At 68.9% G+C, this 15,408-nt stretch carries 14 protein-coding genes; 7 read left to right on the forward strand and 7 right to left on the reverse strand.

The window, feature by feature from the left end; all coding sequences use genetic code 11:
• Window positions 1-185, forward strand: a 185-nt coding sequence (locus tag ASC99_RS40140; RefSeq protein WP_235583011.1) for a hypothetical protein, incomplete at its 5' end; no start/stop codon positions are given.
• 95 nt (window positions 186-280) lie between these two features.
• Complete coding sequence (locus tag ASC99_RS07540) at window positions 281-652, forward strand: hypothetical protein (protein ID WP_157531416.1); 372 nt, start codon at window positions 281-283, stop codon at window positions 650-652.
• Window positions 653-842: 190 nt separating this feature from the next.
• On the opposite strand, the gene ASC99_RS07545 is transcribed toward ASC99_RS07540, so the two are convergent.
• Window positions 843-1,085 carry a hypothetical protein gene (locus tag ASC99_RS07545; protein ID WP_057229683.1) on the reverse strand — a complete coding sequence of 81 codons (243 nt, stop codon included), beginning with the start codon at window positions 1,083-1,085 and terminating at the stop codon, window positions 843-845.
• 543 nt (window positions 1,086-1,628) lie between these two features.
• Here ASC99_RS07545 and ASC99_RS07550 point away from each other — a divergent pair.
• Entirely contained in the window at window positions 1,629-3,131 is a 1,503-nt protein-coding gene (locus tag ASC99_RS07550; RefSeq protein WP_235502977.1) for an AAA family ATPase, read from the forward strand.
• Window positions 3,131-4,039 carry an HNH endonuclease gene (locus ASC99_RS07555; RefSeq protein WP_057229687.1) on the forward strand — a complete coding sequence of 303 codons (909 nt, stop codon included), beginning with the start codon at window positions 3,131-3,133 and terminating at the stop codon, window positions 4,037-4,039. The genes ASC99_RS07550 and ASC99_RS07555 overlap by 1 nt, the downstream gene beginning before the upstream one ends.
• A 552-nt stretch (window positions 4,040-4,591) precedes the next feature.
• Here the strand turns inward: ASC99_RS07555 and ASC99_RS07560 are convergent.
• Together ASC99_RS07560 and ASC99_RS39330 are read right to left on the reverse strand one after the other, a co-directional pair.
• A complete protein-coding gene (locus tag ASC99_RS07560) occupies window positions 4,592-4,984 on the reverse strand; it encodes a hypothetical protein (protein ID WP_057229689.1) in 393 nt (130 codons plus the stop codon).
• A gap of 355 nt (window positions 4,985-5,339) precedes the next feature.
• Window positions 5,340-5,687 carry a DUF317 domain-containing protein gene (locus tag ASC99_RS39330; protein WP_057229691.1) on the reverse strand — a complete coding sequence of 116 codons (348 nt, stop codon included), beginning with the start codon at window positions 5,685-5,687 and terminating at the stop codon, window positions 5,340-5,342.
• 423 nt (window positions 5,688-6,110) lie between these two features.
• Between ASC99_RS39330 and ASC99_RS07570 the strand changes: the two genes are divergently transcribed.
• The 3 genes from ASC99_RS07570 to ASC99_RS07580 all read left to right on the forward strand — a co-directional run bounded on the left by ASC99_RS07570 (window position 6,111) and on the right by ASC99_RS07580 (window position 12,371).
• The gene (locus tag ASC99_RS07570) at window positions 6,111-6,455 is read left to right on the forward strand and encodes a CU044_2847 family protein (RefSeq protein ID WP_057229693.1); all 345 of its coding nucleotides are present in this window, start codon (window positions 6,111-6,113) and stop codon (window positions 6,453-6,455) included.
• Complete coding sequence (locus tag ASC99_RS07575; protein WP_162257860.1) at window positions 6,452-10,828, forward strand: trypsin-like peptidase domain-containing protein; 4,377 nt, start codon at window positions 6,452-6,454, stop codon at window positions 10,826-10,828. The genes ASC99_RS07570 and ASC99_RS07575 overlap by 4 nt, the downstream gene beginning before the upstream one ends.
• 625 nt (window positions 10,829-11,453) lie before the next feature.
• Window positions 11,454-12,371: a hypothetical protein gene (locus ASC99_RS07580; protein ID WP_157531418.1), complete on the forward strand. Its 918-nt coding sequence runs from the start codon at window positions 11,454-11,456 to the stop codon at window positions 12,369-12,371.
• A gap of 31 nt (window positions 12,372-12,402) precedes the next feature.
• On the opposite strand, the gene ASC99_RS07585 is transcribed toward ASC99_RS07580, so the two are convergent.
• The 4 genes from ASC99_RS07585 to ASC99_RS07595 all read right to left on the reverse strand — a co-directional run bounded on the left by ASC99_RS07585 (window position 12,403) and on the right by ASC99_RS07595 (window position 15,401).
• The gene (locus tag ASC99_RS07585) at window positions 12,403-12,930 is read right to left on the reverse strand and encodes a hypothetical protein (RefSeq protein ID WP_157531419.1); all 528 of its coding nucleotides are present in this window, start codon (window positions 12,928-12,930) and stop codon (window positions 12,403-12,405) included.
• Entirely contained in the window at window positions 12,927-13,406 is a 480-nt protein-coding gene (locus ASC99_RS40145; RefSeq protein WP_235502976.1) for an IS110 family transposase, read from the reverse strand. The genes ASC99_RS07585 and ASC99_RS40145 overlap by 4 nt, the downstream gene beginning before the upstream one ends.
• Window positions 13,400-14,089, reverse strand: a complete 690-nt coding sequence (locus ASC99_RS07590) for a transposase (RefSeq protein WP_235502975.1) — start codon at window positions 14,087-14,089, stop codon at window positions 13,400-13,402. Before ASC99_RS07590 ends, ASC99_RS40145 begins: the two co-directional genes overlap by 7 nt.
• 364 nt (window positions 14,090-14,453) lie before the next feature.
• Entirely contained in the window at window positions 14,454-15,401 is a 948-nt protein-coding gene (locus ASC99_RS07595; RefSeq protein WP_057229701.1) for a hypothetical protein, read from the reverse strand.
• Window positions 15,402-15,408: the final 7 nt, after the last annotated feature.

Here is a 15,408-nt window from a genome sequence, read left to right on the forward strand (position 1 = left end):
CCGTACCAACCCCGCCTTCACTCACCCCGCCTGAGCAGGAGTTCGCCATCCACATGGCCTACGCCCCCGCCGACTACCACCTCGACATCACGGTCAACAAGCCCAAGCACGAAGGCCCGGCTCCCACACACGCTGTGTGGGAGCCGGGCCTTCGTGCTTGGGAGGGTGCAGCCCCGTCAGGGTGAGACGCAGGTCACCCAGAAAATACGGACATAGCGGGAAGTTACCTACCTATGGTGAGCGTTTTATCGCATACATCACGAGAGAGTTGGGGGCTCCCTTGACCATGTCCGACGGCAGCGACGACAGGTCCCGCTTCACTCACTTCCACTTCGGCCACGAGCCGGAGCCGGCCGAGCCCACTCCCGGCACCCTCGCCATCCCCCACCCCGGCCCGCTGAGCCCCCGCGGCATGCTCATCGCCTGCGCCCGGTGCGAGGCGACACGCGACTGGCTCCTGGTCCATGTCCACCCGGACCTCGTCTTCGTCCGCTGCCGCTGCACCCACGAGTGGCGCGAGCCGGACCTGGAGGCCCGCGACGTGGCCGCGGCGCGGGGCGAGAACTTCGAGGAGCGCGAGTGGAGCTCCTTCGAGGAGATGTACCGCGGCCTCGGCTTCGACGGCCTCTTCCACGGCACCTACCTGGCCTAATGCGCGGTGTTGTATCGGCTGCAGCATTCGGCGAGACCGATAGAGGCTGCTGGCCTGCCGTCTTACGAGGAGGCCGGCTTCGAGTCGGCCTCCTCGTCCAGCACCAGGACTTGGGCCCGCAACCGATGCAACGTGTATGCCGACCGAGGCGGCCGGTGAGTCGGGACGGTGGACGTCGGTTGCCGTTTCCTCATTCACCCTTGCGCCCCTTGCCGAGCTGCTTGTGCTCGTCCTCAGTGAGCAGCGCGAGCACCTTGCGACCGTTGTAGTGATCTCGCCACTGGCGACGCACCGCGGGGTCGGCGAGGAGGGCGACGCCCTCCTCCTCTGAGGACGTGATCTCGACTGACTCCCAGTTGCCCTCCAAGCCGATGAACGCGGTGATGACGATCCGGACGGCTTGGCGGCAGAGGGGCCGGGTGGTGCGCTTCACGCACGATTCCTCCTGGGAGCACACGGGGCGGGCCGGTGAGCTGGATCCGTGTTACCTGCGATGGTGCGTGCTACCGGCGTCGGCGAGCGCCGCGTCCACGCTCCGCTGCAGGCGCAGAAGCCTCCCTTGGGAGACGATCTGCTGGACGCACGTCGTGCCGAGAGCGTAGATGAGCAGGGTGTGGTGAAGGCCGCCGCCGAGGCGGCAGTGGCGACGGTTCCGGCAACAGCGAGGAAGTGGATGCGGGCGAAGCTGTCGGCGAGGTCCTTCGACGCCTTCGACGTGCTGATGGTGACCGTCTCCCAGGGGCAGCGGCTGATATGGGTGTCCATGTTTGCTCTGCTTGGCCTATTTGCGCCACGACCGGCTGGGCGCACCGGTGCCAGAGCCCACGCTGCCCGAACTGGCTTGCCGCCAGGAGGCAATGGCGTCCGACCGGCGTCATAGGATTCGGACAGCCGCCCGGAGAAGCAGTGGCGGACCAAGGTGTGCTGGAGTGCCATGCGGTTTTTGGTAGTCCCCCGCGGCAAGAGGGCCTTTCCGTTGGTCCCCCGGCCCTTCGCGCTACTTGAGGTCGACGAGTGGGACGACTTCGGCTTCCGCACCCAGTACTCGCTGTCGGTCGTCGACAGCGGTGGAAGAATGCACGAGATCGGAGCGGTCAAGATCGGCCGCCGAGGGATGTCCGTCGCTACCGACGACATCCGCCCCCGGATCCCGGAAGACTTCACCCAGCTCTCGGCCGAGTACTTCTCCGTTGGGCAGGAGGATCTCTACTACGCGCAACTTGCCGACGTCGGCGGCTGGATCCGCCAACAGGTCCTGACCGGTCTCCGGGACATGGCCTACGCCCCGGAGATCCTGGAGGAGGTGTCATCGGAGGACGTCGCGCACAGGTCGCTGTGGCGCGTCGTCAAGCCGAACCTCATCCAAACGCAGTTCGCCCGCCTCGCGCAGCACGGCGGAAGCCGCGTTCTGAGCTTCAGGGTGGCGTACCACCTGCCCGGGCCCGACGGCGACGACGGCCTGCATCTGACCTTCCACGCCCGCCCGGAGCACCGGCCTCCCCACAACATCCATGTCCTGACCGGGCGCAACGGCGTCGGCAAGTCCTTCCTGCTCAACAAGCTCGTCCTCGCCGCAGTCGACCCGCAGGCCGACCCCGACGAGGTCGGGTCCATCGACGAGGTCGGCCGCGCCAAGTTCCGCTCCTTCACCAACCTCGTCTATGTCTCCTTCAGCGCATTCGACGACCTGCCGAGTTTCCCTGAGGTGAGGCGGATGCCGGTCAGTCGCATCGACCTGCGCGTCCAGGGCAAGAGCGGGTCCCCGAGGCTCAAGACACCGACAGCACTGCTCAAAGAGTTCGCCGAGGGCGCCGAGGCGTGCTTGTCCGGCGGGTACAGAGACCGCTGGACCAGCGCGCTGGAGACCCTCGCCTACGGGGGGAGCGGCCTGCTCCCTCCGGACTGGATCGAGCAGTTCCTGGCCAGCACGAGCGAGACGGTCCGAAACAGGAAGGCCAGGGCGCTCTTCCGGAACCTCAGCTCAGGACACAAGATCGTTCTCCTGGCGATCACCAAGCTGGTCGAGCTCGTGGGCGAGCGCACTCTGGTGATCATCGACGAGCCGGAAACGCACCTGCACCCACCACTGCTGTCCGCTCTCGTCCGGGCGATCTCCGACCTGCTCACCGAACGGAACGCGCTGGCGATCGTCGCCACCCACTCCCCCGTCGTCCTCCAGGAAGTGCCGGCCAGCTGCGTGTACAAGCTCCGCCGGTACGACAATCTCCTGGTGGCCGACCGGCCGACCCAGGAGACCTTCGGCGAGAGCATCGGCATCCTGACGCAGGAGGTCTTCGGCTTGGAAGTCACCAACAGCGGCTTCCACCACGCCATCGCCCAGTTGGTCGCCCAGGGCCGCACCTACGAAGGGATCATGGACGAGTACGGCGGGAACCTCGGCGGCGAGGCCCGTATCCTCGCCCGCTCCCTCGTCGCAACTCACAGAGTCGGCCGCGCCCGGGGCGAGGACCTCAGATAATGCACCCGCTCCCCAGACCACGGCTGGACGCCGCCACCGTCTTCGGTGTGTGCTCCAACGCCGCCAAGCTCAAGAAGGACAAGAAGGCCCTGGAGGGCCACTCCCAAACCGTGGTCGACGCCGTCGCCGCGTACGAGGCCGCTGCCGCCAGCCGGGCGCTGCACACCCTCCAGCACCTGGTGCACGAACCGGGCGGCGCACCGGATCTGACCGGTATGCCACCCAAGCCGAAGACGGCCGCGATCAACGTCGCGCTCATCAACGGTTACACCAACCGCATGGCCAAGAAGGGCAGTGCCGGCCACACCTTCTACCTGGAGCTGCAGAAGTCCGGCCCCGACGGCCAGTGCGCGCTGTGCGGGTGCCGATACGCCGACACGCTCGACCACCAACTGCCCAAGACTCTGTACCCGTTGCTCGCCGTCGCCCCCAGCAACCTGGCACCCGCATGCTCGGGTTGCAACAAGAGCAAGCTGGACCTCAACCCGGTCGATGCCAGCCAGCAAACCCTGAACCCCTACTTCGACCACGAGGCCGACCAGCACACCTGGCTCACCGCCCGGATCACCCCCCTGCCGCAGGGCAACGACACCCCGTTCGACATCACCTTCCACGCGGAACCTCCGCCCGACATGCCGCCGGTCCTGGCAGCCCGCGCGAAGTTCCACATCGATCAGCTCCACCTCGCGGAGGTGTACGCGTCCAATGCCGCTTCCCGGGTACGGACCGAGAGCCGCCTCATCCGCGACCTGGCCTTGGTGGACCCGGACGACATCCGCGAGCACCTTGCCTACAATGCCAAGAACTGGACGACGGAGCAGCGCAACGGCTGGGAAGCTGCCCTATACACCGCTCTGGCCAACGACGACTGGTACGTCAACGGTGGGTACCTAGTAGTCGCGGGCTGAGCCGGGGACCTTCGTGTTCGGCGGCCGATCGACCGGTGCCGCTGGCGAGAAGCATGCGGCAGCAGGCCAGTGTTCGCGGTCGATTGGTCGGGACGGGACGACGAACGCCCCGACCCCAAGCGTGTGTGCTCGACACCGAGGGCGTGGGTGGGGCGGGTGACAGCCGTTCAGCTCGCTGGTGGCGCGGGTGCGTCACCCGCCCGGTCGGCCGGGGTCGGCAGCTCGGTGGGCGCGGGCGTGGTGGTTCATCAGCCGGTGCGGCGGGTGGCCGCCCTGCCGGGCACCGCAGATGCGGCTGCTGTCCGGGGACACGGCCACCCGCTCCATCTTGCCGCTTGGCCGCGCAGGTGCCTCGCTATCTTGATCAACGCGCTCCCGCTTGAGGAATACGACGCACCAGGAATAAGTGGTCTCCGCCGGTAGAATAGGTCGAATTGCATCGGATGCAACATATTGTGACGGCATCTGGCGCTGAATCCGGACATGGCAATAGCCCGCACCACGATGTGGTGCGGGCCCTTCTTCCTCATCCGGCCGAGGCGGCTGCCGTGGTCAGCGGGTGGTGTAGCGGGTGACGCCGTTGGCTGTGTCGGCCACGACGACGTGCCCAGCCCGCTGCAGGCGACGGAGGCTGAGTCGGATGGGGCCGGGATGTCGGCCCAGGTGCCGGGCGAGGTTGTCGGCGCTGCACGGCAGCCGGGTTCCGCGCAGCCACTGGACGACGTCGGTGTCGGTGAGAACGTCCCAGGTGCGGGCTGCCCGGATGGTGACGAGGACGAAGGCGCCGCACACGATGAGGTTGCCACCGTGGAAACCGGGGTCGGTGACGGCTTCGTGGACGCTGCGGAAGGCGAACCCCGCAGCACCCGTGGCCCCTGAGGCGACCTGGATTCGGACGAACGTCTTGATGGCGCGGTCGCGGGTGGTGCGGGCGGTGTACTTCACGTGCTGGAGCCTCCAGAGCCGAGGACGAAAGGAGAGCTGGGCATCGGTGCGGGGATGCCTGGAGCGGGTCAGCTGGGCGTGTCGCGCTGCGGGGGGATCCGCCCGGCCGCGAGGGCGGCCATCGTGGCGCGCTGGAGGCGCTGAAGCTTCATCTGGAGGGCGATCTGCTGGGCGCACACCAGGATGAGGGTGGCGGCGAGCAGGTTCAGGTGGAGGCCAGCGCAGGTCGCGGCTGCCGCGGCGGTGGTGACGGTGCCGGCGATGGCGAGGTACTGCGCGGTGGCGAAGGTGTCGGTGAGGTCGGCTTCCTGGGCGTCACTGTCGGTGCTGATGGTGAGCGTCCTTCGGTGGTGTCTCAGCGGCTGGTGCGACTGTGCATGGCGGTGAGCAGATCCAGGACCAGCTCGACCGGTGCGTCGCTGTCGAAGACCGCCTTCCATCCTGGCTCGCAGGCCGTGCCGGTGACTGCGACGGTCCAGGTGTCCGCGTGCGGGTCGTCGGGGGCGTAGCCGAGGTAGACACGGGTGTCGGGGGACGCGGCGTGGATGGTGCCGCAGGGGTCGATGACCCAGCTCCAGCTGTGCGCAGTGAGGAAGCCGCTGATCTCGTACGGGCTGCCCGCGCCGATCAGCCAGTCGCGGTGCGCGATCGGGCCACCGGGCTTGAGCCCGGGGACGGTGGGAGCGGTGACGGCGATGGTCACAGTGGATGCCTTCCTGCTCGAAGACGTCCATGTTTGCTTCGGTATCAGCTGTTTGCGTAATCCGTGGCGTCTGCCCGGGGCGAACACACGGCGCCGTGATTGTGACCTGCACCGGTAGCTGGACACTTGCAGAGGCAGATGGCCGACACGGGATGCAGTCCGATCTGTGCGGCGGCGACCCACCTTTACATCCGGTACGCAAACCCCTACTGCCTGCGCATGATTGATGCACGAACGAGGGGCTTGCCACAGATCCGAGACAGGCAGATTCCGCTTCCACGTTTTCCCGATGCTTCGTCAGCACCAGTTCTAAGGTGGTGATTTAGTCGGCATCCACAGCCTCGGCGCCTTTGGAACGGTCGGAGGGCTGGCGCTGAGGCACAGTCGCCGACTCAGGGCCATAGGCGGGGAAAGGGCAAAGACATGAAGCACTTGGTGGAGCTGCCGGTCGGCGAAACGACCGTGAAAGTGGAGATCTCGGTCGAGGATGACGGGCTGGTACAGGTCTCCCGGCCTGAACGACTGGCCCGACGCGCCGCCAGGTCGCTGGGCGAGATGCTCGCGGATATCCGCCCTGTCGCCGAGGAGTTCGTCACGGGGCTCGGCTCCATGACACAGCGCCCTGACGAGGTGTCACTCGAGTTCGGCCTGACGATGTCGGCCGAGGCAGACCTAGTGATCTCCTCGGCGGCTGCGGAGGCGAACTTCACAGTCTCCATGACGTGGCACCCCTCGCGTGGCGACACCGAGCCGACCCTGCCGTCGTGACAACGTCGGAGGCCCTGGCGGGCCACGACGCGGGTGCGCTTGAAGCGGCGGTCGTACGTATCCACAGCAAACTGGCCGGCCCGATCGGTGTCGGGTTTCTGATCAGCGAGCGATTGGTGCTCACCTGTGCGCACGTTGTGAGCAGCGCGTTGGGCCTACCGGTGGGTGAGAGGCCACCGGACGACGTCGAGGTAGCTCTGGACGCCCCACTGTCCGGGCCACGTCCTGGTGAGGCGGTGCCTGGTCAGGCAACGCTGAAGGTCTGGGGGCCAACGCAGCCGGTGGGCGCGGACCTTGCGGTTCTCGAACTCGGCTCTCCGCTCGCCGGGACCCGGCCGGTGCGGCTTCTCCAAGCGGGCCCGCAGGAGGTTTGGGGGCACTCGGCGAGGGTGTTCGGTCTTCCGCAGGGCCGGCCGGGCGGGGTGTGGCACGCAGGCGTTCTGCGGGGGCGCCAGGCCGACGGCTGGGTACAGCTGGACCTGTCCGGCGAGGGCTACCGGGTGTCGGGCGGGTTCAGCGGCGGCGCGGTCTGGGATCAGGAACTGGGTGGGGTGGTGGGCTTGATGGCGGTTGCCGAGGCCGGCAACCCTCCCGTCAGCTACCTCCTGCCGGCATCAACGCTTTTCGCCTCCTGGCCAGAGCTGCAAGCGCTGGCTCTGCCGCCGTCGCCGTTCCGAGGGCTGTCGCCGTTCCGGGAGGCGGACGCTGCGGTGTTCTTCGGCCGGGACGCAGACGCCGTCGAAGTTGCCTTGATCGTCGGCGGCGAGCGGTGGACCACGCTGGTGGGACCCTCGGGGTGCGGCAAGTCATCGCTCGCGATGGCGGGGGTCATCCCTCGCCGACGCCAGGCCGGAGACGTGACCGCGGTGGTCAGGTTCGCCTGGTACGACAGCGGGCTGCGGGCGCTCGCCGCAGCCCTAATGCCTCTGCTGGGGCCGGAGCCCGCCGAGGCCGAACGTGCGGGGCGAATCTCCGAGCTGGCAGCAGAGCTCGGGCAGCGGGGCCTACGGGAGATCACCCACCGCATCCTCCACCTGCACTCCGGACAGCGGCTACTCCTGGTCGTCGACCAACTGGAGGAGCTGCTCACCCTCGGCGACGACGACATCGACGCGGTCGCCGAGGTGCTGACCGGACCGAGCACCACGCCAGCGGTTGCAGTACTGGCCACGCTGCGCGCCGATCTGCTGGACGCCGCTTTGGTGCACCCTCGGCTGGGCCCGCTCGTCAGCCGACGCGTCCACGCGCTCGACCCGATGACGCCCGACCAACTCGGCGAGGCGGTCCGCCGCCCGATCGAGGCCGTGCCAGGCATCTCCTACGAGGAGGCCCTGCCCGAGCGCATCCTCGCCGACGCCGGGACCGGGCCCGGTGTCCTCCCTCTGCTCGGCTTCACCCTCGACCTGTTGTGGAAGGCACGCAGCGGGACGCTCATCGGCCACCGCGACTACAGCGCGCTGGGCGGAGTCGCCGGAGCCCTTGGCAGATACGCGGACGAGGCATGGGCTGCCGCGATCGGAGCCGAGGACGCCGCCGGCGGCGAGCGGCTGCTGACCCGGCTCGTGAGCGTACCGCTGGGGACAGCGGCACCTGTGCGCCGTACCGTACTGCGCCAGGAGACTGGCCCCGCAGAGTGGGAGGTCGCCGAACGTCTCGCGGCCAGCCGGCTTCTGGTGATTCGAGGAGCGGGCGGTGCCGAGAGCGTCGAGCTCGTCCACGAGTCACTGATCACCGCCTGGCCGAAGACCCGGGACCGTGTGGTGGCCGACCGCGCCTTCCTGGCCTGGCGGGAGGGCGCTCAACGCGACATGGAACGCTGGACGAACGCGGACCAGCCCGCCGACATGCTGCCCAGGCGCACCGCACTGGCCGCCAGCACCCAGTGGCTGCCCGCACGCCAGGCCGAACTCAGCGAAGCGGTGCGGGAATTCCTCTCCCGCGGCCGTCGGCGCCAGCGCCGACGTCGCGCTCTGCTGGCGGGTATCCTCGCCACCGCCTGCGCGCTGGCGTTGATCACGGCCGTCGCCGCCGTGAACGCACGACGAGCGGACCGCGAGGCCGCCCAGAACGCCGCACTCACCCGCGCCGACGCCCTCGCGGCCAAAGCCGCCGACCTGGTACGTTCCGATCCCGGCCGAGCCGCGCAGCTCGCGGTCGCCGCCTACCGGACCGCGCCGACCCAGCGCTCCATCGGCCAGCTCTACTCAACGCTCGGCCTGCCCGTGAACCGGATCCTCTCCGCTACCGGAAGCCCGGTGCTGCGCGTTGCCGCCCAGAGCCGTGGACCGCTGATCGCCGCGGCGAGCGAGGACAGCTCGGTCCGCGTGTGGACGACCGAGGGCGGTGCCGTGCCGGTACTGCAGACCACGCTCGCCACGCACGCGTCCGCTTCCATCGCGCTGGCGCCCAGCAGCCCACTGCTGGCCGCCGCGTGCATCGACAGCAATGGAATGTGCCTGATCTCCGTCGCCGATCCCCAGCACCCCCGCGTACTGTCGGTCCTCCCGCTGCCGCCCGCAAAGCAGCTGCCCACCGACGACCGTCGCATTTCCTCCCTCGCTTTCAGCCCGGACGGCTCCCTGCTCGCCGCCGCAACGTTGAAGGGCCCCACCCTGCTGTGGTCCCTCACCGACCAGGCTCATCCTCAGTTCGTGGATCTGCTGGCCGGCGAAGGCAGCGGGGACATGGTCGGCGCGGTCGCCTTCGCACCAAACGGACGGCTTCTCGCAACAACGAACCAGATGGGCACGACCCGGCTGTGGGATCTCACCACACCAACCACGCCGCGCGCTGGAGCGACGATTGCCCGTGGCTACCAGTCCCTGGCATTCGGCCCCGACAGCACATGGCTCATCGCGGTCGGCAACTCGCACATGGACGTGTGGAACCCTGCTGACACCAGCAAAGCGATCATCGACTACCCGCAGCTCGACTCGACGGACCTGACCAGCGTCTCCGTCAGCACCGACGGCCTGTCGGTCGCCATCGGCGGAATCAACCCTTCCGGCAGCAGAGGCGTGCTGTGTGGGTTCGACACCGCCGAGATCGCGCCCGGCGCGACGTTCCCGAACATGTGCACCAGCATGGGCTTCGGCACCGCCGCCCTCGCCTACACCAGCGATGGCCGTATCGTGGCCGGCGGAGCCGACCGGGCCGTACGCCTGTGGACAGACCCGCTGCCACACATCACCGGAGCCCGGGTGACGAACCGCCAGCACTGGGCGTTCAGCCCCGACGGCCAGCTGGCTGCCGTCAGAAGCGGACCGGAGGCGGATTTTGACCACATGCCGCGCGAGGTACGCCTGTGGAAGATCACCGGCGCCGGTCAGCCCGAACGACTCGGCGTGATCACCACCGAGGCATCTCCGCAGCTCGTGTCGTTCATCAGGCCGACCATCCTGCTGACAGTCGACCACGACGGCGCCGTCCGGCTGTGGGACACCAGCAACCCGAGCTCCCCCGCCCCGGGCATCGTGCTCGACCGCGCGGACTTCAGCGTCGATCGCGCCAGCTTCATCTACTTCGTCGGCGTCACCGTGGACGGCGACAAGATCGCCGTCCAGACCACAAACGAGCTCCACCTGTGGCAGGTCACCGACAGCCAGGCCGCCCACCGGATCGGCACCATACCCATCCCCGACAAGGAGAGGGTTACCGGGATCATCGACCGTGACACCGCTTTCGTCGCGTCGGCGGACAGCATCGCCTGGTGGAACATCACCGATCCCGGCCACCTGCAGCACTCCGGCGAGTCCGCGGTGAAGGGTGCCGTCTACGGTTCGCTGAGTTCTGTGACGGGCCTCGTCGTCGGCACCGGACACAACAGCTACAACAACGTCCCGCTCCAGCTGTACACGTTCGACCACGGGCAACTGCGCAACACCGTCCAGCTCGCCGAGAACTCGGGCAGCGATCTAGCCCTCGACAGCACCCTCCACCTGGTCGCGGCGTCCGGCCCCTCCGGGAACAGTGTCACTCTGTTCGACATCCGCGACCCTGCCCAGCCCAAAGCCCTGTCGACCGTCGCCGTCGCCAGCATCGGCCGCCTACAGACCCTCGAACTCCACCCGGAGAAACACCTCCTGGCCGCATCGGGCAGCGAAGGAATCCAGCTGTGGGACATCCGCGACGCCGCAAGCCCGAAACCGATCACATCGTTCCGGCCGGCCAGCAGCATCGGCACCGATATGCAGCTCACCCCGAGCTCCGGCCTGGTCTCCATCTCTGGAGGAGGCGAATCCGTCGCCTTCCTCGACCACGACCCCGCCGCCATCGCAGCCCGCCTCTGCACACTCGTCGGCGGAGACATCACCAAGGACGAATGGGCCCGCGCCGCCGCGGGCATCCCCTACTCACCCGCGTGCCCGCGCTGAACCGTTCAGCTCGTAACCCGACGGGGTGACCTTGCTGGGCCAGCCGCCGCTGAAAGTCACACTGCCTGTGACCTGCACCAGCAGCTGGCTACTTGCAGGTCCAGCTGGCCAAGTGCTTCACCAACCAGCGCCGATCCGGGGGTGCTACCTACTGCGCGGGCCGATCCGGGGCCCGTCCTGGCCAACTACTGACGCGGGAAATAGCCAACCCCTGCTGAACGCGGCCCCCCACCGCGGCCAACCCACCGCGGCTTGGCCACCTACCGGTGCAAGTCACAGTGATCGTGACGTCCATGGGTCTGGCCTCCCAACGGTGAAGCCGGGCTCAGCAGCCACGCGAGAAGCGTCTCCACTGGGTCGGCTACCGCAGCAAGTCGGATTCAGCCGTGAAGGGTTGGGCCTGGGCGCGCCGTGTATCGGTGCTGCGCGCCTCGGCTCGGCAAGGTTGTCAAATGCCCCAACGGGCCTGTGTGGGCTGCGGTACAACGGTTGCGATCCGACCGAAGAGAGGAACACCCTGATGCGAAGTGGCCGCCGCGTTCGATACGGCTCGGGCGACAACGCGGTGCTGAGGATGGCTCTGTGGCGCGCGTGGAAGTCGAAGTGCTACTGGTGCAAGGGACCGGTGGAGTTCAACACCTGCCAGATCGACCACATCATCCCGCAGGACGTCAGCGACGATCGTCTAAAGATCCTCAAGGTGGAGTTCGGCCTGCCGGAGGACTTCGACCTCAACGACCCGCAGAACCTCGCGCCGATCTGCGTGCCCTGCAACGGGGCGGGCCGCAAGGGTGGTGCCACCTACAGCGAGCCGGTCTACATGAGCCAGCTGAAGCAGGCGGCAAGGCACCGCCGGGCGGTCGTCGCGTCCGTGAGGGGCTTCGGCCGTTCCGGCAAGGTCGCCGGGCACCTGCTGGAGGTCATCACGGCGGACCTCGGCCAGGGGAACGTCCGTGAGGAGTTCCTAGAGTTCGCGCCTACGATCGTCCAGATTCTGGCGATGGCCGACAGCGACCTGGCCGGCTACCTGTCGTTCGAGCGTGTCGAGGTCGAGGTCGACAGACAGCTCGGGACCGAGCAAGGCGTCAACGTTTCCCTCGACGAGCGGGGGCGGATGACGGAGTCCCTGCTCAAGGAGGTGTGCGGGGCTGATCTCGCGTCGGTGTTCCAGGCTCCCATCCGGGAACTGCTGCGTGAGATCGGCACGCGAGCAACCGCCGGTTTTGAGGCGCTGGAGTCGGACAGCCCGATCTGCGCCGGCGAGCCCGTCCGCGACTGGCTCGTCGTCGATGTGGAATCGCTCGACTACCAACGGGAGAGGGACGTCATCGAGGTCACCATCGGAGGCGTCTTCGAATGCAGCCTGTCGGCGGGTCTGACGCGCAGCGATCCCCGGGGAGACGGACTGGAGGATCTTCAAGGTGACGCGGTGGTCAGCGGCACGTTTACAGCCTCTGCGTCCTGGGACCTGGCTGATGCTCTGTCCGGACTGGAAGCGGGCGACTGCGTCATCGGCGAGTGGACGCAGGAATCCTGGTGCTGATCTGAGCCGCCGAGCCGGGGTGCCGTCAGGGTCATCTCCGGTTGGGACGAGGCGAGTTCGCGGCCTGCGACGGCGGGAGTGCCGCCGGTGAGGCGGGCGTCTCGGTGACGGTGCGCGATCGTACGCCGCCCCGGGGACGGGCCCCAGCGGTCCGGCCGTGCTCGGTGCGGCGGCAGGCGTCCAGGAGGACGGGGGCGTGCGTGGCCCACACGTCCATCTCGTGCCAGATCTCGGCGGCGACTTCTTCGACGAGGGGGTGGGAGAGGTCTTCGGAGGAGGCGATGAGCTCGCGGAGCCGTCGGTGGGCCGAGGTGTAAGTGGCCGTGAGCTCGCGGGTGCTGTGGGCGAGCCGGGGGTCCGGGCGGTCCGTGGCGCTGACGTGACTAACGTGCAGCAGTAACGCGGCCCCGTGTTCAAGAACAGTCGTGAAGCTCGCCCAGGCGGCGAGGTCGCGTTCGACGATGCGGGTGTCCCACGCGTCGGTGTCCACGACGTTGCCGCTCTCGTCGCAGAAGCCGTCGTTCACGGCGTCCCAGCTGATGCTCCTATCGGCTGTCAAGCGGCGGTGAGCCAGTCGCGGTAGGCGTTGGCGAGGGTGTCGTCGCGGCGGGTGCCGCGCTCGATGGTGGAGATGACTGCGGGCCAGACGCCGAAGTGGTTGGCGACGGCGGTGAGGGTGATGTTCTTTGCCCGGCGTGCCGGGCGAAGGTCGGCGATCTCGGGGACGGCGACGGTCGTGGTGAGGCAGCGGAAGATCTCTCGGGCGATGGCGCGTTTGAGGAGGCGGATGATCTCCTTCTTCGTGCGGCCGGCCTGGGTCTGGCGGGCGACGTAGTCGCGGGTGCGCTGGTCGCTGGACATGCGCACGAGGGCTATGCGGTAGAGGGCCGCGTTGGCCGCGCGGTCTCCGCCGCGGGAGAGGCGGTGGCGGTTGGTCTTGCCGCTGGAGGCGGGGACGGGGGCGACGCCGCACAGGGCCGCGAAGGACGTCTCGGTGCGCAGGCGGTCGGGGTTGCCGCCGGCGGTGATCAGCAACTGGGCGGCGGTGTCCGGGCCGACGCCGTGGGTGGCGCGCAGGCCGGGGTTGAGGTCCGTGACCAGGGTGTCGAGTGCTGCGGTGAGGGCGTGGTGTCCTCGGTCAGGGCCTGGACGCGCTTGGCGAGGGTTCTGAGCGCGGTCAGGATCGCGGTGTGGACGCCGTCGCCGGTCGGGCGGAGCCGGGCGAGGGCCTCGGTCCGCTTTTCGCCTTGCAGTGCGCCGTACTTGGCGCGGATGTCGTCGGGCGCGCCGATGAGGGTGTGCCCGATCTGGTTCAGTGTGGCGGTTCGGGCCTTGACCGCCGATCGGGCCGCGTTGTGCAGGGCCAGGATACCGGCGACGCTGTCGTCCTTGGGGGTGCTGGAGGCCCGGCCGGAGAGGACCGCGCGGGCGGCGGCGTAGGCGTCGATGGGGTCGGACTTGCCGATGCGGCGGCGCTCGGCCTTGTCGGGGCGGTTGACCTCCACCACCGTCAGGCCCATCTGACGGGCGGCGCGAGCGAAGCCGGAGCCGTAGGAGGAGGTGCCTTCGACTCCGACCGCGGTGACGGTGCCGTGGGCGGTCAGGAAGGCGATCGCCGCCGTGTAGCCCGGGGCGGTGGTGGGGAACTCGGCGTCCGCGACATGGCCGCCGCAGTCGGTGACGACCGCGACGTGGATGGTGTCAGCGTGGGAGTCCACACCACCGAACACCGTGTGATCCGTGGCGCTGGGGGTATTTGGTCCTGTCATGCTGGAGCTGCCTTCCTAGCCGGAGGCGGCCCGGCCGGGTGGGGCAGACAGGACACTGAGGGGGCCTCTGGCCAGGCTCCTATAAGGTCATGCTCCGCCTGGCCGGGGCCATCGAGAACGGGCCCCGGCAGCCGGACGGAACAGCCGAAGGACAGCCCAGCAGGGCGTCAGTCAGTGGCAGAGCCACGACCACCGGGGACCCAGTTACGACTATCAGTGTCGGTGGCCGCCCGGATGCCGCGGACCGCCCCCTCGATCGCCTCGAAGGAGCCGGGCGGGCGGCTGGCGGCCGGCTGGGGTTGAGGTTTGTCGTTCACCGGGCCTTCCTTGCCGGGTCGGGCGCAGTACGGGTGCGTGCGGGAAGCCCCGTGGCGGTGGCGGGCAGAGGGCTCCGGCGGGCCGTGGACAGGAGGGCCGACAGGGCCCGGGTGGATCGGGCGTCAGGGTGTTCGAGGGAGGCCGGGTCAGAGGCCGGGTGGCGGTATCGGAAGTCCAGGGCGGCGATGGCGAGGGTGTCGGCCTGGGTGATCGGCTCCAGCCGGGCGAGGTGGGTCATGTAGGCCGGGATCCGGTCGTCCAGCGGGCCTGCCCCGTGGGGCAGTTCGTTGGCCCGGGCTACGGCGTGGGCGACCTGGACCTCGACGAACGGTGTCCAGCCCGGGTCGAGGTCGGCCGCCCGGCACATCTCGGCACTCACGTTTCGAAGGGCTTCGGGCAGGGTCCTGCCGCCGGGGATCCACTGCTCGTGCTCGTCCCGGCCGGTGTACCGCTTCTCCGAGAGTTGCAGGCTGCTGTGGACCACCGCCCCCAGCAGTTCGCGCAGTTGCTCATCGCGGAGCCACGAACCGCTCGGGCGGGGAATGCCGGGACGAGCGGCGGGCGATCGGCTGCGGGTGCCGAGGGTGGGGGTGGGGTCGGCGGCGCGCTTGGCTGCTGCGAAGACGGCGTCGCGGTGCCTGGCCGATGCGCGGTCGAGGGCGACGAGGGTCTGCGGGAGGCGACCGTCGAGGGCATGCTCGATGCCGTGGTCGGCAGCGTGGGCGAGGAGGAACGCGGCGTCGGCCGCGACCACGGACGCCAAGTCGGGCCCGGAACGGCTGTGTTGGTCGGCCGAGGCGTCGAGGGCGTCGAGGACGGGCACACGGCCGGCCAGCAGGTGCGCGTCGTGCAGCACCTCACGGGCAGCCTCGCGGCCGTAGGGGTAGATGTCGAGTGCGGCACCGGCCTCAGGGTTCGGCGGGCGAGGGACGGGGGCCTCCATGGAGTAG

This window comes from Kitasatospora sp. Root107 (genome assembly GCF_001424875.1).
In the GTDB taxonomy this organism is placed as follows: Bacteria; Actinomycetota; Actinomycetes; order Streptomycetales; family Streptomycetaceae; genus Kitasatospora.